This is a genomic window from Pararhizobium sp. (genome assembly GCF_035497515.1).
Taxonomy (GTDB): domain Bacteria; phylum Pseudomonadota; class Alphaproteobacteria; order Rhizobiales; family Rhizobiaceae; genus Pararhizobium.
In genome coordinates, this window is the sequence record NZ_DATJDJ010000138.1 from 1 (window position 1) to 26,539 (window position 26,539).

Consider the following 26,539-nt stretch of genomic DNA (forward strand, 5'->3'; position numbering starts at 1 on the left):
GCCATAGCGATGGAACACTTCCATATTGCCGGTATCGGGCGCCGAGCAGTTGAACACTTCGCTCGCGAAACCGACGCGGCCCATCTCCTCGGCGCACAGCGCATATTCGAGGTTGGTGAGGCCGGGGCCCTCGAACTCGAACGTCTCGTCGACATGGTGATGCGCGCCCGACTTCGGCGGCATGAACAGGTTCCAGATCCCCGCCGCCTTCGCTTCGGCCTTCAGATCCTCGACGATCTGGATGACTTTCCAGCGATCGCCCGCGGCGTCCTGTTCTTTGTAGGTCGGGATGGCGGGGCCGATCTTGCGCTCGACGAAATCACGCACGCGGCCCTGCCAGTGCTGCTGCCGATCGGTAAGGTCGAAATCCATCTTCGCATCTATCCTTCTATGCTCGCCCACACTGCAAGACCCCTCGTCGGTCGAAAGCGATTGGGCAGGGGAGATCGGCAGGAAAGTTCCCGAACCGGCTCACTTTCAAGTCGGAAGGGCCGTATCGTGCAGAAGCTCGATACAGCCCTGTCGAAATCCAGTTGAGGAATGCAAACGCGCTCAGCCGGGATCCGCGTGAATGTTTGTGGATGGATCAAATGTCGGTGGGAAAATCGGACTCCGGCGAAACGCCATAGTCGGGCCAGTCGCCACGCAAGATCGATTCCTGGATTCCGTAGCCTACGGCGTCGCCTTCCCGCACGATGACGGGCTTGTCCCTGAACTGGCCAAGCTCGTGAAGTGCTTGCCGCGTATCCGGGATATATTCACCGTCGAGATGAAGCCCCCCGCGCCACGAGCCGTGTCGGCCGCCTTTCCACGAGCCATACTCGCCCGTTCGAAGGTGGAACGCGGTGTCGCCGAGAGGTTCGACCTCAACGACACGCTTTTGGCCATTGGCCATGTTGAGGGTGAAGGTGCCGCCCAGAAAGACGCGCGTGTCCCGGTCGAAACGAACATCCTCGTCAATGCTCATGATCGCTTCCTGCGTCCCGTCCGCATGGTTCACGAAACCCGAGTAGTAATCATAGTGGTCGGTCGACAGCAGGAAATGCTGGATTTCATAAAAGCTACCGTCGGGACGACGCATCAACCACGGACCCCAGAACATTTTCATGCGATTGTTGATAGCTAGGCCAGGCGTGATATCCGGCGGCGGCGCGCCGATGATGTCACCGCGCATACCCCAGCTATGGTCGCGGAACCCGTACCAGTCGTCGCCAACCTCATGCCGTTCGCCGGCGATCTCGATCCAGCCGCTGACTCGCCCGCCCTGGTGATATCGGATCACATCCATGGCGACGCGGAAGCCGGCCCTGACACGGTTCCGCTTCTCGAAAAATGGCGGGAGATCGCCTTCGAATACCAGATCGAACGCTATCCCCTGATCATTCTGGTCGAGCTTGAAGCGGACCGACTTCAGAGGCTTGACGACCTCATAGTCGATCGGCCCGACGCCTGTCCGTTCGACGTCGGTGTCGAGAGCGCGGCTACCGCGGACGGTCCATTGTTCACGGCCGCGCGCGACGCCGGCAAAGGCGTCGAGCACGTTCCGGTTGATGTATTTCCCGAGGCCGAAATCGACCTGCATGCTTCCGTCCTTACGGGCGAGCGAGGCCCAGACCTTCTCGGTCCACCCGCGGTCCGATTCCCGGACCACGGTGAAGGTGTCGACGATTTGATGGTTCATATATTCGTCGGGCGACGTCAAAATGCCAATGTCTTCCATGGGGAAACAGCTCCTTCAATCTGCGAAAAGTGAGGTGGTCATCGCGCGGGAAAGGGAAACGGTGTAGGAAACATGCTCGCCCCATCCGCCCATCCGCTCGTCGGTGCTTTGACCGGAATCGTAGAGATACTTGCCATGCGACAGGATGGCGGCAATCTTGGTAATTGCAGCCGCCTCATGCCATGCGACCCCTGATGCGCTGCGGCCGGTGCCTTCTTCCCAGGCCGCCACAATGCGCTCGCGGTTCCATATCCCGGGAACGTCGCAGGAGGGGAAGGCGGGATGATCATCGCTGGCGAAGAAGAACAGCATATAGCCAAGGTCGCCCAGCGGCTCGCCATTATAGCCCATTTCCCAGTCCAGAAGGGCCGCCAGACGCGACCCGTCCCAAAGCGCGTTTCCTGGCTTGGGATCGCCATGAACAACCGAAGGTGGACCGCTGACCGGTGCCGGCAGCTTCGAGAGCCGGTCCATAACTTCCAGAAGCTCGTGATTTCCCGCCCGCGCCGCGAGGCGGCGCCAGCGTTGCAGTTCCTCCAGAGGCGTCACCGGCGCGCCGAACGGCTCGATCGGGGCGACATTATGCACGTCGACAATCGCTCCAACATAGGCCGCGGACAGCGAGTCCCGAAAGGAGTCATCCGGCGTGGAAAGCCAGTCGGGAACTTCATAGTCGCCGAACATTTCGCCCTTGATGCGCTCCATCAGAAAGAAGGGCGTGCCGATCAGCGAGCCATTGTCTACATAGATGATCCGGGGCACCGGGGGCGGGTTGTCGGCCGCCGCCACGACGCGCATCGTTTCTGCCTGCGCCAGCACACCCAGACCTTCGAGAAGAGGTTCTGCACGCGGAGGAAGGCGCAGTATCAGGTCGGCTCCCTCGAGCAGGTAGGTTTCGTTCGAGTGGCCGGTGGACAAGGGGACGACCGCCGTCGTCGCTGCAGCTTCCGGCAGCGAACGCAGCGCTTCGCCGAGCGCGTGAAGATTACGATCCATGACGTTTCCTTCCGGGCGGTCAGAGCTGGCGGGCCAGATAAGCCGCCTCATGCACAGCGTTTCCGTATGAGCGTGGAGACCGGGCATCGCCGATCACCTGAACGGGAACTCTCTGTCCCCGGAGGCTCGCAACAAGCTCGTCATTGGGCTGGCGGCCGAGCGCGAATATCACGGTGTCGCAGGCGATGCTTTCGATTGCGCCGGCGTCCTCGTCGCGAGCGTCGATCTCGGGAGCGAAATCCGCTTCGGTCGAGCCCGTTGTGGCCGCGAGAGCGCTGGCTTTTGCCTCCGCCTGCAGTTTGCGAATGGCGTCCGGCGTGATCTCCGTGGTCGTGAGCCGCTTGCCGCGCAGGAAAGGCTCGAGCTGCTCGGCCCGCGCGCCATGAATCACCTGCACGCCCTCGTGGGTAAATGCCCGAAGCACGCAGCTCGGCTCGACCGCTATGCCTGCAGCCGAAAGCCACGCGTTGACGGCTGCGGACCGCGAACCGATGTAAGGTGCGGGTACGAGTGTAGGAGCAAAATCGAGCAATCGGACATGTTTGCCCTGCCGCGCGAGATTCACGGCGAGCTCCATGCCTTCGCCTGCCCCATAGATAAGGATGCGGTCCCCGGTAAGCGGTGGTCGCGATCGATCCATCGCATCATCGATGGTCATCGCCCTGCCGGACTCCAGCGCCGCGTCTAGTCCCGGCGTAGAGGGCAGGCGGGCGCGGGCACCCGTGGCGATCACGACAGTATCGGGCGCTTCCGCCAGTATCTGTTCGATTGCCGGATCGAATCCGAGGCGGACGTCAACCTTCAGCAATTCCATCTGTCGGGCGAGATATTCCGGTTCATACCGGATGCTCTCCATATTGGGCAGTTCCGGATAGTTTCCTGCCCAGTCCATCACACCGCCGAGCCTGTCCCTGCGTTCGAAAAGAACGACATCATGCCCGATCATTTTGGCAACGCGGGCATATTCCATGCCCCCGGCACCCCCGCCGATAATCACAACCTTCTTCGCCCTGACGACAGGACGAATCCGATATTCGCGGTCGCGGCCGAATGCCGCATTCTGCGGCGATCCAGCCCAGCCCTTGCCGAAAATATTGCCCTGGAGCAGCGATGCGCCCGTATGGGTCGGCTTGCGAATTTCGTCTTCGCGACCTTCAAACATCTTGTTGGGAAAATCGGGATCGTCGAGCGAGAAACGGGAGACGCCGGCGAAATCGGCCGCTCCGTCCTCGACCATGGTGCGGACGCGATCGGGCGTGTCGACCTTGCAGCTGCCGACAAGCGGCATGTCGATGCCGCGTTCGGACAGCTTTCGCTTCAGCTCGCGAATATTGTCCAGATTGACCAGCGGCGGCGTGAAGAAGCCCCCGCCAATGAACTCGGTGCTATGGACATCCTTGCGACGGCTGGTGCCCGGGACCATCGATCCGAAGGTACAGTCAAAGGCTGCCACTCCGAGTGCTGCGAGGCGCGGTGCATAATGTTCGACAAAATAGTCGATATCATAGCCACCCTCCAGATTCTCGTCGCAGCACAATCGCGGCAAGAGCGGGAAGTCGGTGCCGCACAAATCCTGCGTGCGGCGAATAATCTCTTCGCAGAAGAGAAAGCGATCGGCATATTTGTCGTCGCGTCCGACGTTGCTCAACAGCGAAAGCGTCGTATGAGGCAGCGAGCCGTGGCAGAAATGGTATGAGACGAAGTCGAAGCCGGCTTCCTTCGCGCGCCGTGCGGCCTGCCCGAAATCCTCGGCCAGCTCTTCATAGCGCTCTGTGGTCAAGACGCCTGGAAAAGGGTTCCCGATCGGATATTCAGCGCTTGGACCATGTGAAACCGTGTTCGGGATCCAGCCTTTGCCGGGCTCCAGAGGCGTCGTCGAGCCCAATCCCGGAATCGTACCGCCATAGAATAGCTGGATGCCCGCCAGTGCCCCATTGTTGTGGATGGCTTCGACGACATCCCTAAAGCCGATGACATAGGTGTCGTCGTAGAGGCCGAGCATGCGTTCGTTGATGAGACCATCCCACCGGACACATGTGGCGCCGACGATGACGGCTGCCGCGCCGCCTGCCGCGATCGACTCATAGGCCCCGACGCATTTGTCATTCGGGTGGCCCATGGGGTCGGACATGTTCAGGGTTGTTGGAACATGCACTATCCGATTTTTAAACGTAAGCCCGCCAAGCGCGATGGGGTCAAAAACGTCGCTCACACCCTTCTCCCGATTCTCGATTCGGCCTTTTGCGGCCGCATTGTCGAGGCAATCCTAGAGCGAATATATTGGCGGGTGCAAGTTTTTTAGAACGCGACCTAGTTTTTTAATTCATGGCATCGCGAAGCTTGGCCGCGACTCTGGCGCGTGCCTTATCTGTCGCGGCGCCGCCCAGCACCAGGGCGAAGCTGAAGTTCAGCTGTCGCTCAAGTCCGGCCAGATCGATATCGTTACGGATCCAGTCGATGATTGCATGGCTGAAGATATGGATGCTGGTCACAGCCAGCATGTTGATGTCGATCGTCTCGTCGAGCCATCCCTCGCGAACGGCCTGGCGTGCCAGCCGCCGGAAGAAGATGACGCGGGGTTCGAGGAAGCCCGAGTGCAGATTCTCGGGATCATTGGCGAAGAGCAGGCCGAAAGAGGTGCGAAAAAACCGCTCTTCTCTCCCGTAAAGTGCACAGGCTACATGAATCGAAACGAAAAATCGATCGAGGGCGTCACGCGGCTCCGCCTCCTCGATCAGCTTCGCGAAATCAGCCAGATTGTTGTTGAAAAGTTGCAGGACGATTTCGTTTTTCGAGCCGAACAGATTGTAGAGAGTTGCAGCGCTTACGTTGCTGGCGACTGAAAGCGAACGCATCGACAGGCCGATATGGCCGGTCTCGCGAATAATGTCCCTTGCGGCATTCAGGATTTGTTGCCGCCGTTCTTCCTTTGCCTCTTCGCGTCGTGACATTGAGTCTACCCCTTGATTTCTGCGCTTGGTCTAACAGGGAAATTTTGCACGCGCTTCAAAAAAATTTCAGATCCCCGTTGACAATCACGGCAATAAGATAAATTTAGAACGTGGTCTAAAAAAATAGGGATTGAAGGATGGCTGAGGGAGAGCTTGCGCTGGAGCAAGCAGCAATGCCGTGCGTGCCTGCCGATCTTCTGCAGTCGGCATTCTCCGGGAATCGCAGTCGGGTGGGGCTGGTCCTGCCGGATGGGAATTCGCTGACGATCGGCGAACTGGAAGCCGAAGCCAGCCGCTATGCCCAGCTGTTATCCGCTTTCCCGCTGAATGCGCGAATCGGCGTCCTCTCTCGAAACCGGGCCGAGGTGGTGCATATTCTGAACGCCATCCCCTTCTCGGGTCTGTGCGCCGTTCCGCTTCACCCGTTCGGATCGGTCGAGGACTTCGCCTATGTCACGGAAGATGCGAGCCTCGACGCGCTCGCCTTCGATCCGGATCATTATTGTGACATTGCCGCCGAGCTTGCGGCACGATTCCCGGACCTGCAGCTTTTCTCGTTCGGCCCGGCGCAAATCGGCATCGATATCGGCGCTCTCGCGGCCGAGGTCGAGCCGCAGCCGCTATCGATACGCGACCGCGATCCCGAGGCGATCGAGCGTCTGGCCTATTCGGGCGGAACCACCGGCCGGCCCAAAGGAATCATGCTGAGCCGAAGGGCGCTGGCGACGACATATGCGATTCAGTTGTCGGAATGGGAGTGGCCCGCCGAAGTTCGCGCACTGCTTTGCGCGCCGCTGAGCCATTCGGGAAGTGCGCTTCTGGTGCCGACCTTGCACCGCGGCGGAGCGATGTATGTACTCGACGGGTTCGACCCGCTGGCGGTGATGCAGGCGATCGAAGCACGCCGCATCACTTGCACTTTGCTTGTGCCAACGATGATCTATGCGCTTCTCGACCATCCGCGCTTCGCCGAATTCGATCTCTCGAGCCTCGAATGCGTCTATTATGGCGCTTCCTCCATCATTCCGGCACGTCTGAAGGAAGCCATCGCCCGCATCGGGCCCGTCTTTTTTCAGTTCTACGGGCAATCCGAGGCCCCGATGACCGTTACGGTCATGCGCAGGTCCGAACATGATGTCGATGACGAGTTCCGCCTCGCTTCCTGCGGTCGTCCGGTTCCCTGGGTACGTGTGTCGCTTCGCGACGACACGGGCCGGGAGGTCGCAGACGGGGATCCCGGCGAGGTTTGCGTTCAGGGATCGCTGTTGATGAGCGGATATGTGAACCAGCCTGAGGAGACCGCCAAGGCGATCTTCGACGGCTGGCTGCGTACAGGCGACATAGCGGTTTGCGATCGGGAAGGCTTCCTCCGGATTGTCGATCGCAAGAAGGACATGATTATTTCAGGGGGCTTCAACGTCTTTGCACGCGAAGTCGAGGATGCCCTCAATGAGCATGACGGCGTGGCGGGCTGTGCCGTTGTGGGGGTGCCCGATGCGAAATGGGGTGAGGCAGTCGCGGCTGTCGTCGTCCGGCTGGCGGGCACAGATGTGAGCGAAGCCGACCTCATGGCCCATGTCCGCAAGCGCAAGGGAGCCGTGCAAACGCCCAAGCTCATCAAGTTCGTGGACACGATACCGTTGAGCGGACTTGGCAAGCCCGACAAGAACCAGGTGCGCGACATGTTCGCGGACCAAAGCTGCGGAATCGCGCAATGAGGCCGGATATCGATTCCCTCTGGAAAGATTGTGTCCCTGCCGTCGACTGCATCGGGCGCTCTCACGACGGCTTCCACCTGACCGGAAGCGAATGCCTGAGCTGTGGTGAACGCTTCCTCGGGCCGCAAATTGACTGTCTGAAATGTTGCGCGCGCGGAGCCATGAAGCCGGTCGAGCTTGGTTCCACAGGACGCCTCTATAGCTATACGATCGTGCACCGCAGCTTTCCGGGCGTGGCGGTTCCCTTTGTCATGGCGGTCGTCAGGCTCGACGACGGGCCCGCTATTCGTGGAACCCTTACCGGCATTGCCCCGGCTCCAGAGGCGATCCGGTACGACATGCCCGTGCGCGTCGAATTCCTCGCTGCCGACGGGCAAAAGGATGCCGAGAACCGCCCCTATGTCGCCTACCAGTTTGCGGCGGCCTCGGGAGAGGCGCTGTGAAAGACATCTTCGTCGTCGGGGCCGACATGATCAAATTCGGCCGCTTCCCCGAGAAGAGCGTGCCGGAGCTGGCCGCTGAGGCGACGCGCCTCGCGCTCGACGATTGCGGACTCGCAATTTCGGACATTCAGGCCCTCTACTGCGGGAATATCTACGAATCCCATATGATGGTTGGCCAACGGCTTATGCGCGAGATCGGGATGACCGGTATCCCGGTCGTCAACGTCGCCAATGCATGCGCAACCGGCGCAACGGCCTTTCGCGAGGCTTTGCTGGCGATTGCGAGTGGCAGTTGCGATATCGCGCTTGCCGTTGGCGTGGAGCAGATGGGAAAAGGCCTTCTGGGCAGTGCGCAGGAATATGGCTTCCGATCGGAAGGAGTGATCGGATCCGATACGACCCCTGCCATGTTTGCGCTGGTCGGCAGCGAGCACCAGCGTCTCTATGGGACGACCTTTGCGCAGTTCGCCAAGGTCGCCGTGAAGAATCACAAGCATGCGACGCTGAACCCGAAGGCCATGTACCGCCTGGAAACCCCTCTCGAGCAGGTCATGGCGGCAGAAATGATAGCCTATCCGAATACTAAGCTGATGTGCTCGGCGAATGTCGACGGCGCAGCGGCCGCCATTCTCGCATCGCGGGCGGCAGTGGAGCGACTCGGTCTTGGGCGTCGTGCGGTTCGGGTCCGCGCGTCGGCGATGAGCAGCGATCCTTATGATACGCTCGATCTGGCCACGACGGATTTTAGCACAGCTACGCGTCTTGCCGCGGCGGCGGCCTACGAGCAGGCAGGCCTCGGTCCGGAGGAGCTCGACCTTGTCGAACTCCACGACTGTTTCGCGACCGCGGAGCTCGTCCATTATGAAAATCTCGGGCTTTGTGGACCGGGCGAGGCGGGCAGTCTGATCGACAGGGGGGAGACGGCTCTTGGTGGTCGTCTCCCGGTCAATGTGTCCGGTGGCCTTCTGTCCAAGGGACATCCGCTCGGCGCAACCGGAATTGCCAATATCTGTGAGATAGCGGCCCATTTGCGAGGGGAGGCGGGCGCGCGCCAGGTGGCGCAGGCGCGGTTCGGCCTTACGCATGTTGTCGGGGGCGCCCAACAGGTCGGAAGCGCTTGTGCCATCCACATTCTTGAACGTCCCGAAAACCAATGATCAATCAGGAGAGACTTTGATGTCACGCTTTCTCACCGAAGAGCAGAAGATGTTTCGCGAAACCGCCCGTCGCTTTGCCGAAACGGAGGTCGAACCGCGCGCGAACGAACTCGATGGGGCGGAAGAAGTGCCTGTCGATCTGATTGCCAAAGCTGCGGAGCTCGGATTTTACGCGCTGGCCATTCCGGAGGAATATGAAGGTCTGGGGCAAAATCTGACCACGGCTTGCGTGGTCCTCGAGGAAATTGCGAAGGCGAGTCCCGCCTTCGCCGGTCTCGTCAACGTCCAGATGCTCTTGTGCCCCGATGCTGTCCTGCAGACAGGCAATGACGAGCAGAAACGGCGATTGTTGCCGCCATCGGCAAAAGGCGAACGGCTGATGGCGTGGTCCATGACCGAACCGAGCGGCGCGGCCAATATGGGCGGACACCAGACACGGCTCGTGCGCGAAGGCGATGGGTACCGGCTGAACGGATTGAAAATCTATACGTCACAGGGGCCCGCCAAGAGCTTTCTCGTCATGGCCAAAACGGAACGCGGGGGCCAGCAGGGCTATGGCTGCGTGGTCGTCGATACGTCCGAGCCGGGTTTGAAGTCGATGCCCTTTGAGGAAAAGCTCGGTTGGCGCGGTACAGGCACCGGGACGGTCGTCTACGACGATATCATGGTCGATCCGAAGAATGTTCTCGGCGATCTACTCACAGGCAACGGCGACCTTTGGCCCGCCAATGCCAAAAGCTTCATCGGCCATTCCGCGACGTCGCTGGGAGCGCTGAAGGGGCTGTTCGCCAAGACCGTCGCGATGATCAAGGAGCGGACGATCTATGGTCGCCCGATGGACCAGACGCAGCCGGTGAGCCACTGGATCGGCGAAGTCCAATGCAAGATCGAAGCCTGTGAAGCGATGGTATATTACGCCGCGCGCTTCCTCGATGAAGGCGGCGACGCCGGGGTCCTGTCGTCGGCGTGCAAGGCTTGGGTCTGCGACACCGCCTTTGAGGGCATCAACAAGCTGATTCAGCTCTGGGGCGGTGCCGCCATGATGAACAGCACCGGCGTCAATCGCTATTTCCGTGATGCGCGGGTCAATATGATCGCCGAGGGATCGAGCGAGATCCACCTCGATTTCGTGTCGGCCGCCGCTCTCGACCGGCCACCCTTTCTTACCGTGCAGGGCCAAATTCCATAAGTTGGCGCGCTCCGGTGAATTTGCTTGACAGCAAATAACTGGATCATGTTATAAATTATTACGCGTTATAAAAATATTTTGGGAGAATTGGGATGCTGAGGTTTCCTGGCCGCTTGCTGGCCGCCGTTTCTTTGTCGTCAATCGCGTTGCTCCAGACGACGGCCTGGGCACAGGAAGCCTCTGCATCTGCCGGGGAAGTCTCGTCGACCGCAGAGGATGCTCAGGATGCGCGCGGTGTCCAAGACATCGTCGTGACCGCGCAGAAACGCTCGGAATCGGTGAATGATGTCCCCATGTCTATCACCGCGATCGGCGGCGACGACCTCATTCGTCAGGGTGTCAACAGCGCTGCCGATCTGGTGAAAGTCGTTCCTGGCTTCAACTACACGCCGTCCGCCTATAACGCGCCCGTATACACATTGCGGGGTATCGGCTTCCAGGAAGGTAGCCTTGCCGCCAGTCCCGCGGTCACCGTTTATGTCGATGAAGTTCCAATTCCCTTTCCGGCTATGACGCTCGGAGCGGCCTTCGATCTCGATCGCGTCGAGGTCCTCAAAGGACCGCAAGGCACCCTGTTCGGCCAGAACTCCACCGGCGGAGCGATCAACTATGTCGCCGCTAAACCCGGCGATACGTTCGAAGCCGGCGCCGACTTCAGCTACGGGCGCTTCAATCTTTTCGAAGGGAGCGGCTATGTCAGCGGCCCGCTCGCCGACACATTGCATGCTCGCTTGGCCGTGAAAACGATCCAGGGTGGGGAATGGCAACGCAGCTACACGCGCGATGACAAGCTTGGTAACAAGGATCAGCTCGTCGGTCGCTTTTTGCTCGACTGGGCACCGAGCGATCGGGTCAACTTCAGCCTCAACGTCAACGGGTGGCGCGACAAGTCCGATTCACAGGCGGTCCAGCTCATCGCCCCGCGTCCGCAGAATCCTGCCAGCCCCAATGCGGCGGCTATCAATGCCTACCCGTTGGCGCCTGAAAATGCGCGGGCCGCCGACTGGGATGCGGGTCGCGACTTCGTGCACGATGATTGGTATTATCAGGTCTCGCTGCGCGGCGATATCGAGCTTTCCGACGCGCTGACGCTGACGTCCCTCTCGGCCTACCAGAAGTTCCGGCAGAATGTTCTCCAGGATCGTGACGGTATGGATTTGCATTCGCTGGCCGTTCGCAGCCTCGGCAGCGCGAAGTCTTTCTCTCAGGAGTTGCGGCTCTCGGGCGACATGGACGGCATCAAATGGGTTGTCGGAGCGAACTATCAGGACGACCGGGTAAACGACAATTTCGCCCTCGATTATAGCGATTCGACTGTGAATCCGACACTTGGCATCCCGATTAATTCGAACATCAACTTCGCGGCTACGAAGATTAAGACCGCCGCCGTCTTTGCCAACTTCGAATGGGAGATCGCCGATCGTCTCAAGCTCAGCGGCGGTGTTCGATACACCGACGTGCGGCGACGCTTTGGCGGCTGTACGCTGGATAATGGCAATGGCGAAATGGCGGCCCTTTACACGCTGCTGTCGTCAACTTTCCGGGGTACGCCAACCCCTCCGATCGCCCCGGGCGAATGTGGAACGCTTGACTCTACGACATTCCTTCCCGGGCTCGTGACGAGCCGCCTCAATGAAGATAATATCTCGTGGAAGGGCGGAATCAGCTACGAGCCGAACTCGGACCTGCTCTTTTACGCGAACGTCGGCCGCGGCTACAAGGCGGGAGGCTTTCCGACGCTATCGGCTACGGTTTCCAGCCAGTTCGCTCCCGTAACCCAGGAAAGTGTTACATCTTACGAAGCCGGCTTCAAGGCGACGGTCCTCGATCGCACCGCGCAGCTGAATGGCGCCGTTTTCTATTACGACTACAAGAACAAGCAAATCCGCGGCCAGGTTCCTGATGCCATCTTCGGAAACTTCGAGGCACTGGTGAACATTCCGAAATCTCGCATCTTCGGCGTCGAACTACAGGCGTCGATCGTTCCGGTGGAAGGCTTCAAGACCGACGTGGGCGTCAGCTACGTCGACAGCAAGATCACCGACAGTTTCATCAACTATACCCCCCTCGTTCAGCTCGGTGACTTCGAGGGGGAACCCTTCCCCTACACGCCAAAGTGGCAAATCTCGATCAACAGCGAGTATCGCTTCCCCGTTTCCAGCTCTCTCGAAGCATTTGTCGGGGGCGGGATCACCTACCAAAGCGAAACCAACGGCGGATTCGGACAACTGCGCATTGTGGATGTCGACAATTATGCGCTTTTCGATGCGCGCGCCGGCGTGGCGGCCGAGGATGGCAGGTGGACCTTCTCGATCTGGGGGCGAAACCTCACGAACAAATATTACTGGACCAACGCCTCGGTGCTCAACGACGCCGCGTTCCGCTTCGCCGGCATGCCGGTAACCTACGGCGCCAGCCTCTCGATACGCATCTAGCCAGGTGATTGATCGTGCACAGGGTTTCTTCAGGCAAAGAGTGGGATGGGGCATCTGCACCACTCCACCGACTGCCCGGAGAAGCCGTGATGCTGTCCGCCGAGGACGTAATCCTTAGTCGTGAGCAGCGCGGGCAAGACTTGCGCCCCTCCCCGGTTTCCGTCCCGAAGGAATAGAATGATGTCGCACATAGCCTCCTCCCTTGTGGACGGCATATTGACGCTGACGCTCGACAGACCGGAGAAGCTCAATGCGTTTACTCCGCAGATGAACAATGAACTCGCGGACGCCTTCGACGCCGCGAGCGAGGACGACGATGTCCGTGTCATCGTGGTGACGGGACGCGGGCGGGCCTTTTGTGCCGGAGCCGATATTTCAGGGGGGGGCGACAGCTTTGGTGGTCAATCGGGTGAGATGTTCGGTGGCGAAGGAGGCCCGCGCGCTGCGGGCCGCTTCGTGGAATCCATCTTCCGGTGCAAAAAGCCTTCGATCGCCGCAATCAATGGCCCGGCGGTCGGTGTCGGTCTGACAATGACCTTGCCCATGGATATCCGCCTTGCTGCGGATGATGCCAAACTCGGGTTCGTATTCACCCGGCGCGGGCTTGCGCCGGAGGCCGCTGCGGCATGGTTTCTTCCCAAGCTCGTCGGCCTGCCTCACGCCCTTCGCTGGTGTCTGACCGGCGAGATGTTCGGTGCAGCAGAAGCGCTGGCCGCGGGGCTGGTCTCGGCAAGTCATCCAAAGGACGAACTGCTCGCCCACGCTTGTGAACTGGCGCGCGTGATCGCAGACAATACCGCGCCGGTCGCCACTGCCGTGACACGCGCTTTGCTTTGGCGCGGCGAACTGCTGGATGACCCGGGGCTATTGCTGGAAATCGATGGCGGTATCAACGCGGAACTCAGTGCCGGCCCCGATGTGGCAGAGGGCGTCAGCGCCTTCTTCGAGAAGCGCCACGCACAATTTCCCGGACGCGCGTCGGTCGATATGCCGGCGGTGTATCCTTGGTGGACTTAGCACCGCCGGTGGAGGTGCCGCGCATCGACGAGCTGATTCTGGAATCAAAAGGCGAATTGCCGAGGAGTGTTATGTGAACAGCGACCTGAGCCGCGCCAAACAGATGGTCCGTGAGTTTTTCGATCTGGCCAATAAGGACGGACTGGAGGCGGCGGTCGCCATCCTCCCCGACGATTGCATCTGGTGGAACGCCAAAACAGTCACCGACCGCGAGGGGATTCTTGAAGTCGCGCGATCGGTTACGCAGCAATTGGCGGAGCCGCTCTCTTTCACGATATTGACGATGACGGCCGAAGACGATCGCGTCGCTGTCGAGGCGCAATCGTCCGCTTTGCTCACAAACGGGTCGAGATACGCGAACCAGTATCATTTTCTGTTCTTTCTGAGAGGGGATGAGATCGCGCGGGTGAACGAGCATTGCGACACCGATCACGCCGTCTCGATCTTTGGCGCCCTGGCGTGAGCATCTCCTCGGGTCGCCTGTTGGAGCAATATCATGGCGATTGATCTGTCGGCGAATATCGGATCGGGCTCTGTTCGCGCTCCCCTCGACGAACGCAAGCTGCACGCTTGGATGTGCGACCATATCCCGGACTTCCGGGGACCGCTGCGCATCGAGCAGTTCAATGGTGGACAATCCAACCCCACCTACAGGCTGATCACGGATGAGCGATCCTATGTTCTCCGGCGCAAACCGCCGGGCGAACTGCTCTCCGGCGCCCACGACGTCATGCGCGAAGCTCGCGTGTTGATGGCGCTCGCTCCAAGCGAAGTTCCGGTGCCGCGTGTATTAGGCCGATGCGACGACCCGGGGATCATCGGGACAGATTTTTACATCATGGAACTGGTCGAAGGCCGGATATTCTGGGACGCTAGTTTCTCGGATGTCGGCCATGCCGAACGTGCGGCCTATTTCGACGCCATGAACCGCACGATCTCGGCGCTGCACAGCGTCGATCCGGCGACCGTTGGTCTTGCGGATTTTGGGCGGGCGGAAAATTATGTCCAGCGCCAGATTCGCCGCTGGACGCGCCAATATCTTGAGGACGAACTCGCCGGCCGCGATCCCAATATGGATCTTTTGATTGAATGGCTGCCGCAGGCGACCCCTTCGCAATCCGATGTGGTCATCGTCCACGGCGATTTCCGCGCCGATAATCTCATCTTTCACCCCTCCAAACCCGAAGTCTCGGCGGTCCTCGATTGGGAACTATCCACGCTTGGCGACCCGCTGGCAGACTTCGCCTATCATACGCTCGTTTTCAGGATGCCGCCCGATATCATGGCGGGCCTTGAAGGATGTAATCTCGCTGATCTCGGCTTGCCGACCGAGGAAGCTTATGTGGAGGCTTATTGCGCCCGGACTGGCAGGGCAGAAATAGCCAATTGGCCCTTTTATCTCGCATTCAATCTCTTTCGTCTCGCGGCCATTATGCACGGAATCAAGGGACGAATTCTCCGCGGGACCGCGTCGTCTCCGCAGGCGGAACAACGGGTGGCAGGAATGGCGAGATTGGCGCTCCTCGCGCGTGAAACGATGGAGAGCTAGCCTTTGGTGCCGACACCGAATAGTCTGAGCCATGCCGCGATAAGGGTGACCCGTGACGCGATCAACAGTACTAGTCATGGACATCCGCATTCGCCTATTCGAACTAAAAGATCCCATGACGAGTGAATAGCAGCTGGCGCTCTGACAGAGTGAGGACGCAATCCGAACTCTATGGAGACAACCATGCTTCGGAGGCGCTGCAAGATCGACTATCGGCGATGATATCCAGAACCCGATGGTCGATGGCGCTGGATTGCAGCGAACTGTCGCGACGTGAACCCGCGGTGCGCTTCACCAACGAGAAGCGCCACTTCGTGTCGGGGCCCACGGTTTGCCGCCTTTTGAAGGCTGGCCGACGGGCGGGCGATCACGCCCTCCTCAATGAGGGACATGCGATAGGCCTCCGGATTAGTCAGCGTTACACGTCGGGGTGGCAGACCGGGATCTTGGGAGCGTGGAGCAAATTGAGCACGCGTCCCCGCCGGCGGGCACCTCCCCGTCTGTTGACCTCGGTCATAGTTATCGCGCTATCCGAAGTTAGTGATCCAATGGCCGATACGCAGAGGCCCCGCGGTTTCTATCTGCATACCGGCCATTCGAAGTCTTTTGCCGAACTGGCCTCAGGCTGTCGGTGAGATCATCACCTTCATCGATTCTTCTGCCTGGAGTTGTTTGGCGAACGCCGCAGGAGCATCCGCCAGTGCGAAGCGATGCGTCGCCAGCGGGCGCGGATCGATGGCGCCTGACGCGATCTTGTCGATGGTCGCTACGAAGTCTCCGCCCAGCGAGCCGATGATCGTCGGCATCTTGTGCACGATCTTCGTGGTATCGATGGGAGCCGGAACTTCGGGTAGCCCGACAATACAGATCGTTCCGCCAGGCCGCACCATTTCCAGCGACTGCTGGATCGTCAACGGGATGCCAGCGGCCTCGAAGACCACGTCGGCATTGCCGCCGACATTGAAATGGTAGGGCGCCGCGCCCAGGCGATCGATCACCCATTGCAGCGCATCGCCGTCGCGGGCATCGAATATATCGTCGGCGCCGCACTCGCGCGCGAGCCTCAGTCGCAACGGCGATATGTCTACGGCGAGCACCTCCGATGCTCCGGCCGCCTTGGCAGCCTGGATGCAGGCATTGCCGATGATCCCGCAACCCAGCACGACCACCTTGTCGCCCTGTTTCACGCCGGCGGATGCGACCGCGGTGACGCCGATCGACATCGGCTCGATCATTGCCGCCGCTGTATCGTCGATGGAATCCGGCAGAAGATGGATGTTACCGCCCAATTCGGCATTCTCGATCTTGACGAAATCGGCGAATGCTCCCGGCCGGCCGTAGCCCGTGGAATTCTGGAACAGCGCGGCGCACAGGATGAACTGCTCCGCCTTGCATGCGTCGCACTCGCCACAAAAGCCGGCTGAAAATCCGGTCACGCGGTCGCCCGTCGACAGGCCCGCGACTTGCGTCCCGATCTCGGTGACACGGCCGACAAATTCGTGCCCCATGACCTGACCTGCCTCGACATATAAGCCCGTCTTGAAGCTGTGGATGTCCGACCCGCAGATGCCGCAATTGGTTACCCGGATGAGCACATCCTTCGGGCCGATGTCCGGCCGCGCCATGTCTTTAACGACAATAACTCCCGCCGATTGGAGCACCGCCGCCCTCATCGATTTGGTCATGATAATCTCCTCTCCTGAGTTCCCGTCTGCTCTGTGCCGCGCCCGCCGTCTCATATTCGGATGATCGGTTGCGGATCGAAATTGTCCTGTGAAATTGTTTGATTAAATGTTACATCCTAGGACTGCTGATCGCCTCTCCGTTTGATGGAAGGAAATGCATCGGGCGGAACCCAAGATTGCCAGCCCGGCATTCAGGAATCCGCTTCCGGAGCCGCCATGAAATCAAGTGCGCGGGCGAACGGCTATCGCTCGTCAGTCCGGCGGCGATCTTGTGGATCATACTTTGACTAGGAAACCGACCTTGGCACCCGCTACCGCGCAAACGACCGAAGATTCCAAGAGCACCGAAAAGCCCAGTTCGCCCGACATGGTCGTAAACGCGATCTATCGGGGCATTCTTGCGGGCCGTATCGTGCCCGGGCAGAAGCTGATCGAGGCGGATCTGGCGGCTAGCCTGAATGTGAGCCGCGGACCGATCCGTGAGGCCCTCAAGCGCCTTCATGCGGAAGGCGTTGTTGAAAATGCGCGCAACCGCGGCGCTTATGTTCGCCTGCTCAGCCGCAGGGAGGCCATTGATTTTATCGAGATATTGTCTGAGCTGACGGGCTTTATCGCCAAGAAGGCGGCGGAAGCCGTCTCGCGGGGCGACGACATGTTCCGTCGGCGTTTCGCGCCGGCGCTGGAAACACTGGGTGATTTTCTCAAGTCGGAAGATTCGGACAAGCTTCAACTGGAAACGAACCGGCGCTTCTATGACGCGATGATGGAAGTCGGCGGCAATTCCCAGATTGCGAGCGTCATGCCGATGATGCGGATTCAGCTTTTTCGTATGCAGGGACAAATGACGATTGGCCCCGAAGCCCACAAGCAGCGCTTTACCGAATTCGCCGACATCGCCCGTCATGTGCTTGCCGGCGAACCGGACAAGGCGCGGCAAGCGATGTCGCGCCACATGCAGCTGACGCTCAAGCGGCTCGAGGAATTGCCCGACGAGGTTTTCGCTCGCGCCTGATGAGCGGGGCACGCGTCTAGTCCCAAAGATAACCGGGATTACCCGGCCGGAGATAGGCAAAGCGCCGTTCGACCTCTTCAAGTGGGAGGACGTTGCCGTGCCCGCCAGTCACGCGCGGGTCGGTCGCCGCATGACGCTTGAATTCGAGCCGGGCGAGCTGGTTGCGATGAACCTCGTCGGGACCGTCCGCGAGCCTGAGAAGGCGGGCGGTCGCATAACAGGCGGACAGATAATGGTCCATGCTGGTGCCCCCGCCACCAAATGCCTGCATCGCCCAATCGATAATCCGGCAGGCTACCGACGGAGCGGCAATCTTGATCATCGCGATTTCTGCCAGGGCGGCCTTGTTGCCGACGGTGTCCATCATCCACGCAGCCTTCAGCGTCAGCAGGCGGATTTGCTCGATCATCACGCGTGCCTCCGCGATGCGCTCCATCGTGACGGACTGACGCGACAGTTCGCTTCCAAACGGAGTGCGTCCCTGGACGCGCCGACACATACGCTCGAGGATGCGTTCGCACAGGCCGATGAGCCGCATGCAGTGATGAATACGGCCAGGGCCGAGCCTGCCTTGAGCGATTTCGAACCCGCGTCCCTCGCCAAGCAGCATGTTGGATGCCGGCACCCGCACGTTCTGGAATACCACCTCCGCCGCGCGATCAGGAATGGCATAGGTTCCCATTACCGAAAGGGGGCGTACGACGCGGACGCCCGGCGTGTCCTTGGGAATGAGGATCATCGACTGTTGTGAATGGCGATCTTCGTTCGTCGGGTCGCTTTTGCCCATGAAGATCAAGATTTTGCAGCGCGGGTCGGTGGCCCCAGTGGTATACCATTTGCGGCCGTTGATGACATATTCATCGCCATCCCGGCGGATATTGCTCTCGATATTTGTTGCATCCGAAGACGCGACTTCCGGTTCGGTCATGGCAAATGCGGACCGAATCTGACCGGCGAGCAAAGGCGTAAGCCACCGCGCCTTCTGCTCCTCCGTTCCATACCGCCAGATTGTTTCCATATTGCCCGTATCGGGCGCCGAGCAGTTGAAAACCTCCGGCGCCAGATGAGAACGTCCCATGACTTCGCAAAGCGGCGCATATTCAAGGTTGGAAAGCCCAACCCCCAATTCCTTGTCGGGCAGGAACAGGTTCCACAGACCGGCCGTCTTCGCGTGAACCTTTAGTTCCTCGACGACCGGCTGGAAGCTCCATGGCCCCAATTGCTCGGTCTGGGCATAGAACAGGTCTTCGTTCGGATAAATATGGTCGGCCATGAAGGCTTCGAGCCGCGTTTTATAGTCTGCAGCCTTCGGCGATAATTCGAACATCCGGAAATCCCTTTTTGAGGCCTATTGACGGGCCGTGGAGCCGCCATCGATCACCAGGACCGAGCCGTTGCAATATGATGCTTCATCCGACGCCAGATACAGGCAGCCATTGGCCATCTCTTCAGGAGTCCCCGGGCGCCCCATGGGAGTGATCGCCAAGGCCGCATCACGATCTTCGAAAACCGACAGCACCGATTCCACCATCGGCGTGGCGATGAATCCCGGGGCGATGCAGTTCGTGCGGATATTCTTTTCGGCATAGGCCGTCGCCATGGCCCGGGTCAGATTGATGACGCCCGCCTTTGCTGCGCAATAGGCATGCGCGACGGGCAGCCCGACCATTCCCGAGATGCTCGCGACGGCAACGATCGATCCGCCACCATTTGCGATCATGTGCGGCAGAACGGCATGTGCAGAATGATAAAAGCCATCAAGGTTGATGCCGATGACTTCGCGCCACTTCTCCGGTGAGGTGGTGGCCACGTCATTCATCGATCCGGGGCTTTTTTCAGCCCAGCTGTAGCCGACACCCGCCGCATGAACGAGGCAATCGATCCGGCCATATTCCCGGACCACATCCGAAACCACGGCCTCGATCGGCGCGCTCTCGCTCAGGTCCGCCATATGGGCATAGGCTATGCCGCCTTTGGCTTTCACCAAGGCAGCGGTCTCTTCAATGGTGGCCTTCGTTCGCCCAACGCCAATGACGATAGCGCCTTCTTCTGCGAACCTCATCATGACCGCGCGTCCAACACCGCTTCCGGCGCCGGTGATGAGCGCGACTTTCCCGTCAACTCTTCCCACCATCAAATCCTCTGCCATAATTGTAGTACGATCTTGTGCTAACATGATGGCTGGAGGGGTGCTAGTTTAATCTTCCGCCTGGCTTGGAACTGGCGAGCGGGAATCGATATCGCCAGAGGATCCTATTGACCGTCGTAAATTTTGTCCTACAATAATGGCAGACATAATAGCAGACATGGTTGGAGAGGACATACCCGGTTGGGAATGAGCGCACGACGTCGAAAGCGACAGTCGGTAAAGACGCGCCGAGCCAAAGCCAGCTGAGGGAAGCCTCTCAACCCAAAGATCTGAAATCGACAGACGGGTTATGGGAGATGATGATATGAATAGGAAGCTTCTGTCCAGATTGGTGGGTAGCGCGTCGTTGCTGGCGATTGCTCCCATAACCGCAGCGGCCGCCCAGACGAGCGTGACAGCTCCGCAAAGCTCCGAACCGGAGGCGGCTAATGACGAGATCATCGTCACCGCGACCAAGCGCGCCGAGTCGTTGAGCGACGTCCCGATGTCGATCACTGCGGCGAGTGGGGAAGCGCTGACATCGGCCGGCGTCGTCGACACAACCCAGTTGGTCAAGATCGTACCCGGCTTCACGGTCAACACGACGCAATATGGCGCCCCGTCATACAGCTTGCGCGGTGTTGGCTTCAACGAAGCTTCCCTCGGCGCGCTACCGTCGGTGAGCGTTTATAATGACGAAGCGTCGCTTCCCTTTGCTGTGATGACGGCCACGCCGATCTTCGATCTGCAGCGCGTGGAAGTTCTCAAAGGTCCTCAAGGTACGCTCTTCGGCCAGAATGCGACGGGCGGCGCGATCAACTATGTCGCGAACACACCGACGAACAGCTTCGAAGCCGGGATCCGCGGCAGTTACAGCCGGTTCAACACGATCGAAGGTCAGGCTTTTGTCAGTGGACCGCTTAGTGACACGCTGGCTGCTCGCATCGCCATTTCGGGCGCGCGGTCGAATCCCTGGCAGTATAGCAGCACGCGCAATGACGAGATCGGCCGCCAGCGGAAACTCGCCGGACGCGCGATCCTCGACTGGACTCCATCGAGCGACCTAAAAATCTCCCTCCGTGTCAGCGGGTCACTCGACAAATCAGATCCCCAGACTCCGCAATTTGTTCAGCCTTATCCGCAATTCGTCCTCGGCTATGTAGATCCCCGAGTGCTCACCTATCCCAATCCGCGTGATAGCAACCGTGCCACCGACTTCGATGCGGGCGTCGATTTTCGCCGCAACGATCGGATGTTTCAGTCCACCTTGCGCATCGACTATACGCTGGGCGACAACTTCACTCTGACGTCGCTGACCAACTTCGCTCATATGAAGTTCCTGAATTTCCGCGATATCGACGGCACCTATCTGCCGCTCGTTCACTATGACACACGCGGACGCCTGCGGACCTTCGGGGAGGAGCTTCGCCTGTCGGGAGAGGTCGGCCGGTTTAACTTCATTGTCGGCGCCAATTATCAGGAAGACCGTGCGAAGGAGGCCGCCCGCGCCCTGTTCCCGAACTTTTCGTCGGCCTATGCTTTCGTTGATTCATTCGGGCCCACCGCCTATTTTGGCGCACTCACCAACAAGTCGACGCAGAGCTACCGCACGATCGCGGGCTTCGCGAACCTGGAATATCATCCGACCGACACCATCACGATCTCCGCCGGCTTGCGCTATTCGGACGTCAAGCACAGGCTGTGGGATGCCTGCTCGTCCGACGAAGGGGATGGAACCGCAGCAACGGCCTTCGGCCTGCTGAACGGAGCTGTCGGCGGACCCGGCCCATCGGCGTTTGCCCCGGGGCAATGTGTCACCGCCGGTCCGAATCTTGTACCCGGGCCGACCGAGGACTCGTTCAGCGAGAACAACCTCTCGTGGCGCGGCAGCCTGAACTGGAAGGCGACCGACGACTTGCTGCTGTACACGACGGTCAGTCGCGGCTTCAAATCGGGCAGTTATCTGAACGCATCGGTGCTCGATTACCGCGTCTATCTCTCGCCCGTGAAACAGGAGAAGCTCACCTCCTATGAAGCGGGCGCGAAGCTCTCGGTCGGGCAGCAGCTGCGCTTCAACGCGGCGGCCTATTATTACGACTTCCGCAACAAGCAGTTGCTCGGCACCACGAACAATCCGATCTTTGGACCTCTGCCCACCTTGGTGAACGTTCCGAAATCGCGCGTGATCGGTTTCGATCTCGATGCGGTCTGGAAGCCTACCGATCTCATTACCCTGACCGGCGCGCTGAACCGCACCAGTTCCAAGATCAAGTCGAACTTCTTCCTGCCGCCGGCGACGGGTGGACGCATCGACGACCCGGCAACGGGCACCCAGGACATCCGGGGGCGGCCTTTCAATTTCGCGCCCAAGTGGAACGCTACCTTCGACGCCGAGTTCGGCTGGCACGCCTTTACCGGCATCAATGGCTTCTTCGGTGGCTCGATCATCTACAACAGCAAGACCGATGCGGAAATCACCGACAACAGCTCCGCGACCGGCAGATCGCTGACCTACATCAAATCCTATGCCACGCTGGATCTCAGGCTGGGATTGCGCAGCGACCGCGGCGACTGGGAGGCCAGTCTGTTCGGGCGCAACGTGACCAGCACCTATTATTGGCAGAATGTCGCGCACATCTCCGACACACTGGTTCGCTATACAGGCCTTCCGGCGAGTTACGGCATTTCCGTAAACTATAATTTCTGACGTCCCGCCACGGCGCGAGCGCCATCCTGTCATGCCTCCGGCCCGACAGGATGGAGCCGGCCCCAAATACGGGTCAATTTGAACAGGAGAAAGCAATGTCGATGGAGCAGTTGGTCAGGAACATGTTTGACGAGCTTTTCGTCACCCCGGAAAAATTCTTCAATGAGGATTCGGAATTCTTCATGTGGGGTCCGGCATATCCGCCGCTGGTGGGTCCTCAGGCGATGCTGCAGGGCTTCACCGATCTCGCCGCCCGGCTCACCGACGTGTCGATCGACTATCTGGATTTCGCCGAGAAGGGCGACATCGTCTTCGTGGAACGAACCGACCACTTTACGATCGATGGCAAGCACAAAATTGACCTTCCTGTCGTCGGCAAGGGGAAGGTCGGGGCTGATGGCAAATTTATCTATTGGCGAGACTTTTGGGATGTGGAGCTTCTGACGAAAGCCAATCTCCATCCCGACGGTGCCGGAGTCCTGAAGCAATAGGCGGGCATGCGGCCTGCCTGTAGGGTTGGAATGTCCGCAGCGGTTGGCCGCATTCGTTCAATAAGGAGAAGATGATGTCGATGGAGCAACTGGTCAGGAGCATGTTTGACGAGCTTTTCGTCACCCCGGAAAAATTCTTCAATGAGGACTCGGAATTCTTCATGTGGGGTCCGGCATATCCGCCGCTGGTGGGTCCTCAGGCGATGCTTCAGGGCTTCACCGATCTCGCTGCCCGGCTCACCGACGTGTCGATCGACTATCTGGATTTCGCCGAGAAAGGCGACATTGTCTTCGTGGAACGAACCGACCATTTCACGATCGACGGCAAGCACAAGATCGACTTGCCGATTGTCGGCAAGGGAAAGGTCGGGGCTGACGGGAAATTTATCTATTGGCGGGACTTTTGGGATGTCGAGGTCCTGACCAAAGCCAACCTCCACCCCGACGGCGCCGGGGTCCGCAAATAGCCGCCGCGCTATCAGGCCTTTGCGGGCAGATCAGGGGCGTCCCGGCGACCATGAGCATCATGGTCACCGGGCAACGCCCGACGTTGCGCGATGCTGTGCACTGAGATTTACCAGTGTCCCCGCCGTGCAAATCCCCCAATGCATACCAGCCATGCCGGTGACCGAGTCTCCAGAAGATGCCGGGACGAGGGATAGGGGCTACGGCAAATCGTCGCGGCTCAGGCGACAACGGCTTCCACCATGCCTATTCGGCCGCTATCGCCCGCAGACCCTCGGTATCGTTCAGTGAGCCTCTCAGTCCCAGCTTGGCGAACAATTTGCCGTCGGCGTCGCTGCCCTGGTTGCCCGTGGTCAAGAGCCGGTCGCCGGTAAAGATCGAGTTGGCGCCCGCCAGAAAACACAAGGCCTGCGTCGCTTCTCCCATGCTCTCGCGGCCGGCCGAGAGGCGGACGACCGAGGCCGGCATGGTGATCCGTGCGACCGCGACGGTTCGGACGAATTCGATATCGTCGATTTGAGCTTCGGGCAGCCCTGCGAGCATATCGCCGAGCGGCGTCCCCTTGATCGGCACCAGAGCGTTGATCGGGACGGAGCCCGGATGCTCGGGCAGGGTGGCGAGCTTGTGAAGGAAACCTACCCGATCGGAGCGGTCCTCACCCATGCCAACGATGCCGCCGCAGCAGACATTTATGCCCGCCTGACGCACCCGCTCCAGAGTTTCGAGCCGGTCGCTGTAAGCTCGCGTGGTGACAACCTTGCCATAATATTCGGGCGAGCTGTCGAGATTGTGATTATAATAGTCGAGCCCCGCTGCAGCGAGCCGTCCAGTCTGGTCATCGCTGAGCATTCCCAGCGTCATGCACGTCTCGAGCCCCAATTCCTTGACGCCCTCGATCATGGCGACGATCGAATCCATGTCACGGTCCTTCGGAGACCGCCATGCAGCGCCCATGCAGAAGCGTTCCGAGCCCTTTGTCTTCGCCTCGCGCGCAGCATTGAGGACTTCGTCCACGTCCATAAGCTTCGATGCCTTGAGTCCCGTCTCGTGGGAGGCCGACTGACTGCAATAGCCGCAGTTTTCGGCGCAGCCCCCCGTCTTGATCGACAGCAGCGTCGAGAGTTGAACGGCATTGGGATCGTGATACTGTCGGTGCACCGACTGCGCCTGCCAGAGCAGGGTATTAAACGGCAATTCGAACAGTGCCGCAATCTCTTCACGGGTCCAGTCATGGCGGATCAGGGTCATCGTCTCGGTCCCTCTGCGCTTACAGGCGCTCAACGAGGGTGGCATTGGCCATGCCACCCGATTCACACATGGTGAGCAGACCATAGCGTCCGCCCGTGGTTTCCAGTGCGGCAAGGAGGTTGGACAGGAGCCGTCCGCCAGATGCACCGACCGGATGGCCAAGCGCGATCGCGCCGCCATGGATGTTGACCCGCTCCTGTTCGACACCCAGTTCCTTCATCCAGGCAAGGGGCACAGAGGCGAAGGCCTCGTTCACCTCGAAGAGGTCGATCTCGTCGATCGCCTTGCCGGCGCGGGCAAGCAGTTTGCGGGTAGCCGGAATGATCGCGGTCAGCATCATCACCGGATCGTCGCCCGATACCGCGAAATGGGTGACCGCGGCGCGTGGTCTGAAGCCCAGTTTGCGTGCGAGTCCCTCTTCCATGATCAGCGCGGCGGCGGCGCCATCGGTCACCTGGCTCGAATTGCCCGCCGTGACACTCCACCTGATCTGCGGGAAGCGGGCGGCCATCACCGGATCCTCGAATGCCGTCCTGAGTGTCGACAGCCTTTCGAGGCTGGTGTCGCGTCGCAGCCCCTCGTCTCGCTCGACACGGCGTTCGCCGTCGGGACCCGGCACGGTGACCGGCAGGATCGCGCGCGCGGTGATCGCCGCATCCTCGGCGCGCGCGGCGAGTTGATGCGAGCGGAAGGAGAAATCATCCATCTCGGCGCGCGAAATGCCCCATTTCGCGGCGATCAGTTCGGCTGAAATGCCTTGGGAAACGAGGCCGTCAGGATAGCGGGCCTTCAAGCCGGGACCTTCGGAATCCTTGCCCATGCGGTTCGCGCGCATCGGCACCAGGCTCATCATCTCGATACCGCCCGCGATCACGGCGTCATAGGCGCCGGCGATCACGCCCTGCGCCGCGAAGTCGACGGCCTGTTGCGCCGATCCGCATTTGCGGTCGAGCGTGACGGCTGCGACGCTTTCGGGAAACCCGGCGGCGAGTGCTGCCTGACGGCCGATATTCCCGGCCTGCTCGCCCACCTGGATCACGCACCCGGTGATGACATCCTCGACCAGTGACGGATCGATCCCGGTCCGCGCGACCAGACCGCACAAAATCTGCGCATAAAGGTCGACGGGATGCAGCCCGTCCAGCGCGCCGCCGGGCCGGCCGCGCCCGAAGGGCGACCGGACGACGTCGACGATGACGGCACGCCGTGAACTCATCGCCGCAGACTCACCGACATGTCAGCGGTCGCGAACTGGACGACCGGACTGTTGGAGAGCTTCATGAGCTTCGCGACCTGGTCGAGCTCCGGGGAGGAAAGCAGGGGATAGGTTCGCTTGAGCGGTCCGGCTTCGCGCATCTTCTTCAGGTCTGCTTCGGGCATCAGGGCGCGAAGGATCAGTTCGTCGTCGTCGTCCGTGCCGTAGCGCTTGCGCAGTTCCTGGATCGTCGGCTGCTCGGGCGGGTTGTCGAGCACCGTTTTGGCGTTGGCGCTGTGCATGATCCGATCCAGCACATCGGGATCGATGGCGGAAACCGGCTGGCCATAATAGCCGGCGGCATATTCGACAATCTCGTCAGGGATGATTGCGTAGCGTTCGCCCTTGACGACGTTGAGGACGGACTGGATGC

The 26,539-nt window shown here is 60.1% G+C and carries 22 protein-coding genes and 1 pseudogene; 12 read left to right on the forward strand and 11 right to left on the reverse strand.

The genetic code is table 11. From position 1 onward, the window contains the following. From VL202_RS14060 to VL202_RS14080, 5 genes are all read right to left on the reverse strand, one after another. The coding region (locus tag VL202_RS14060; RefSeq protein WP_325464727.1) for an acyl-CoA dehydrogenase family protein at nucleotides 1–372 on the reverse strand (372 nt) is incomplete at its 3' end. A gap of 214 nt (nucleotides 373–586) precedes the next feature. Next, nucleotides 587–1,720: a hypothetical protein gene (locus VL202_RS14065; RefSeq protein ID WP_325464728.1), complete on the reverse strand. Its 1,134-nt coding sequence runs from the start codon at nucleotides 1,718–1,720 to the stop codon at nucleotides 587–589. A 15-nt stretch (nucleotides 1,721–1,735) separates the two neighbouring features. Next, nucleotides 1,736–2,716, reverse strand: a complete 981-nt coding sequence (locus VL202_RS14070) for a phosphotransferase family protein (RefSeq protein WP_325464729.1) — start codon at nucleotides 2,714–2,716, stop codon at nucleotides 1,736–1,738. Nucleotides 2,717–2,735: 19 nt separating this feature from the next. Next, complete coding sequence (locus VL202_RS14075; protein ID WP_325464730.1) at nucleotides 2,736–4,928, reverse strand: FAD-dependent oxidoreductase; 2,193 nt, start codon at nucleotides 4,926–4,928, stop codon at nucleotides 2,736–2,738. 106 nt (nucleotides 4,929–5,034) lie between these two features. Then, entirely contained in the window at nucleotides 5,035–5,667 is a 633-nt protein-coding gene (locus VL202_RS14080) for a TetR/AcrR family transcriptional regulator (RefSeq protein WP_325464731.1), read from the reverse strand. A 137-nt stretch (nucleotides 5,668–5,804) separates the two neighbouring features. On the opposite strand from VL202_RS14080, the gene VL202_RS14085 reads away from it, so the two are divergent. The 8 genes from VL202_RS14085 (at nucleotide 5,805) to VL202_RS14120 (ending at nucleotide 15,175) form a co-directional block, all read left to right on the forward strand. Continuing rightward, nucleotides 5,805–7,385, forward strand: a complete 1,581-nt coding sequence (locus VL202_RS14085) for an AMP-binding protein (protein ID WP_325464732.1) — start codon at nucleotides 5,805–5,807, stop codon at nucleotides 7,383–7,385. After that, the gene (locus VL202_RS14090; protein ID WP_325464733.1) at nucleotides 7,382–7,828 is read left to right on the forward strand and encodes a Zn-ribbon domain-containing OB-fold protein; all 447 of its coding nucleotides are present in this window, start codon (nucleotides 7,382–7,384) and stop codon (nucleotides 7,826–7,828) included. Before VL202_RS14085 ends, VL202_RS14090 begins: the two co-directional genes overlap by 4 nt. Further along, nucleotides 7,825–8,985: a thiolase family protein gene (locus VL202_RS14095; protein WP_325464734.1), complete on the forward strand. Its 1,161-nt coding sequence runs from the start codon at nucleotides 7,825–7,827 to the stop codon at nucleotides 8,983–8,985. The genes VL202_RS14090 and VL202_RS14095 overlap by 4 nt, the downstream gene beginning before the upstream one ends. A 19-nt stretch (nucleotides 8,986–9,004) precedes the next feature. Beyond that, nucleotides 9,005–10,174: an acyl-CoA dehydrogenase family protein gene (locus tag VL202_RS14100; protein ID WP_325464735.1), complete on the forward strand. Its 1,170-nt coding sequence runs from the start codon at nucleotides 9,005–9,007 to the stop codon at nucleotides 10,172–10,174. A gap of 92 nt (nucleotides 10,175–10,266) precedes the next feature. Continuing rightward, the gene (locus tag VL202_RS14105) at nucleotides 10,267–12,609 is read left to right on the forward strand and encodes a TonB-dependent receptor (protein WP_325464736.1); all 2,343 of its coding nucleotides are present in this window, start codon (nucleotides 10,267–10,269) and stop codon (nucleotides 12,607–12,609) included. Nucleotides 12,610–12,789: 180 nt separating this feature from the next. After that, nucleotides 12,790–13,626, forward strand: a complete 837-nt coding sequence (locus VL202_RS14110; protein WP_325464737.1) for an enoyl-CoA hydratase-related protein — start codon at nucleotides 12,790–12,792, stop codon at nucleotides 13,624–13,626. Between the two features lie 73 nt (nucleotides 13,627–13,699). After that, nucleotides 13,700–14,089: a nuclear transport factor 2 family protein gene (locus tag VL202_RS14115; protein ID WP_325464738.1), complete on the forward strand. Its 390-nt coding sequence runs from the start codon at nucleotides 13,700–13,702 to the stop codon at nucleotides 14,087–14,089. Between the two features lie 33 nt (nucleotides 14,090–14,122). Continuing rightward, the gene (locus tag VL202_RS14120; protein ID WP_325464739.1) at nucleotides 14,123–15,175 is read left to right on the forward strand and encodes a phosphotransferase family protein; all 1,053 of its coding nucleotides are present in this window, start codon (nucleotides 14,123–14,125) and stop codon (nucleotides 15,173–15,175) included. Between the two features lie 620 nt (nucleotides 15,176–15,795). On the opposite strand, the gene VL202_RS14125 is transcribed toward VL202_RS14120, so the two are convergent. After that, entirely contained in the window at nucleotides 15,796–16,860 is a 1,065-nt protein-coding gene (locus VL202_RS14125) for a zinc-dependent alcohol dehydrogenase (RefSeq protein ID WP_325464740.1), read from the reverse strand. A gap of 301 nt (nucleotides 16,861–17,161) precedes the next feature. Between VL202_RS14125 and VL202_RS14130 the strand changes: the two genes are divergently transcribed. Further along, complete coding sequence (locus VL202_RS14130; RefSeq protein WP_325464741.1) at nucleotides 17,162–17,872, forward strand: GntR family transcriptional regulator; 711 nt, start codon at nucleotides 17,162–17,164, stop codon at nucleotides 17,870–17,872. A 16-nt stretch (nucleotides 17,873–17,888) separates the two neighbouring features. On the opposite strand, the gene VL202_RS14135 is transcribed toward VL202_RS14130, so the two are convergent. Together VL202_RS14135 and VL202_RS14140 are read right to left on the reverse strand one after the other, a co-directional pair. Continuing rightward, a complete protein-coding gene (locus VL202_RS14135; RefSeq protein ID WP_325464742.1) occupies nucleotides 17,889–19,199 on the reverse strand; it encodes an acyl-CoA dehydrogenase family protein in 1,311 nt (436 codons plus the stop codon). A gap of 21 nt (nucleotides 19,200–19,220) precedes the next feature. Continuing rightward, on the reverse strand, nucleotides 19,221–20,021 hold the full coding sequence (locus VL202_RS14140) for an SDR family NAD(P)-dependent oxidoreductase (protein WP_325464743.1): 801 nt from the start codon (nucleotides 20,019–20,021) through the stop codon (nucleotides 19,221–19,223). Nucleotides 20,022–20,367: 346 nt separating this feature from the next. Between VL202_RS14140 and VL202_RS14145 the strand changes: the two genes are divergently transcribed. From VL202_RS14145 to VL202_RS14155, 3 genes are all read left to right on the forward strand, one after another. Beyond that, nucleotides 20,368–22,707 (forward strand): TonB-dependent receptor, encoded by a 2,340-nt coding sequence (locus VL202_RS14145; protein ID WP_325464744.1) that lies wholly within the window; start codon nucleotides 20,368–20,370, stop codon nucleotides 22,705–22,707. 95 nt (nucleotides 22,708–22,802) lie between these two features. Beyond that, entirely contained in the window at nucleotides 22,803–23,198 is a 396-nt protein-coding gene (locus tag VL202_RS14150) for a limonene-1,2-epoxide hydrolase family protein (protein WP_325464745.1), read from the forward strand. Nucleotides 23,199–23,272: 74 nt separating this feature from the next. Then, the gene (locus VL202_RS14155) at nucleotides 23,273–23,665 is read left to right on the forward strand and encodes a limonene-1,2-epoxide hydrolase family protein (protein WP_257547083.1); all 393 of its coding nucleotides are present in this window, start codon (nucleotides 23,273–23,275) and stop codon (nucleotides 23,663–23,665) included. 244 nt (nucleotides 23,666–23,909) lie between these two features. Here the strand turns inward: VL202_RS14155 and bioB are convergent, their stop codons facing one another. From bioB to VL202_RS14170, 3 genes and pseudogenes are all read right to left on the reverse strand, one after another. After that, nucleotides 23,910–24,911, reverse strand: a complete 1,002-nt coding sequence (gene bioB, locus VL202_RS14160; RefSeq protein ID WP_325464746.1) for a biotin synthase BioB — start codon at nucleotides 24,909–24,911, stop codon at nucleotides 23,910–23,912. A 19-nt stretch (nucleotides 24,912–24,930) separates the two neighbouring features. Further along, nucleotides 24,931–26,127, reverse strand: a complete 1,197-nt coding sequence (locus VL202_RS14165; RefSeq protein WP_325464747.1) for a thiolase family protein — start codon at nucleotides 26,125–26,127, stop codon at nucleotides 24,931–24,933. Beyond that, a pseudogene (locus tag VL202_RS14170) lies at nucleotides 26,124–26,539 on the reverse strand (hypothetical protein); the annotation flags it as partial. The gene VL202_RS14165 and the pseudogene VL202_RS14170, both read right to left, overlap by 4 nt.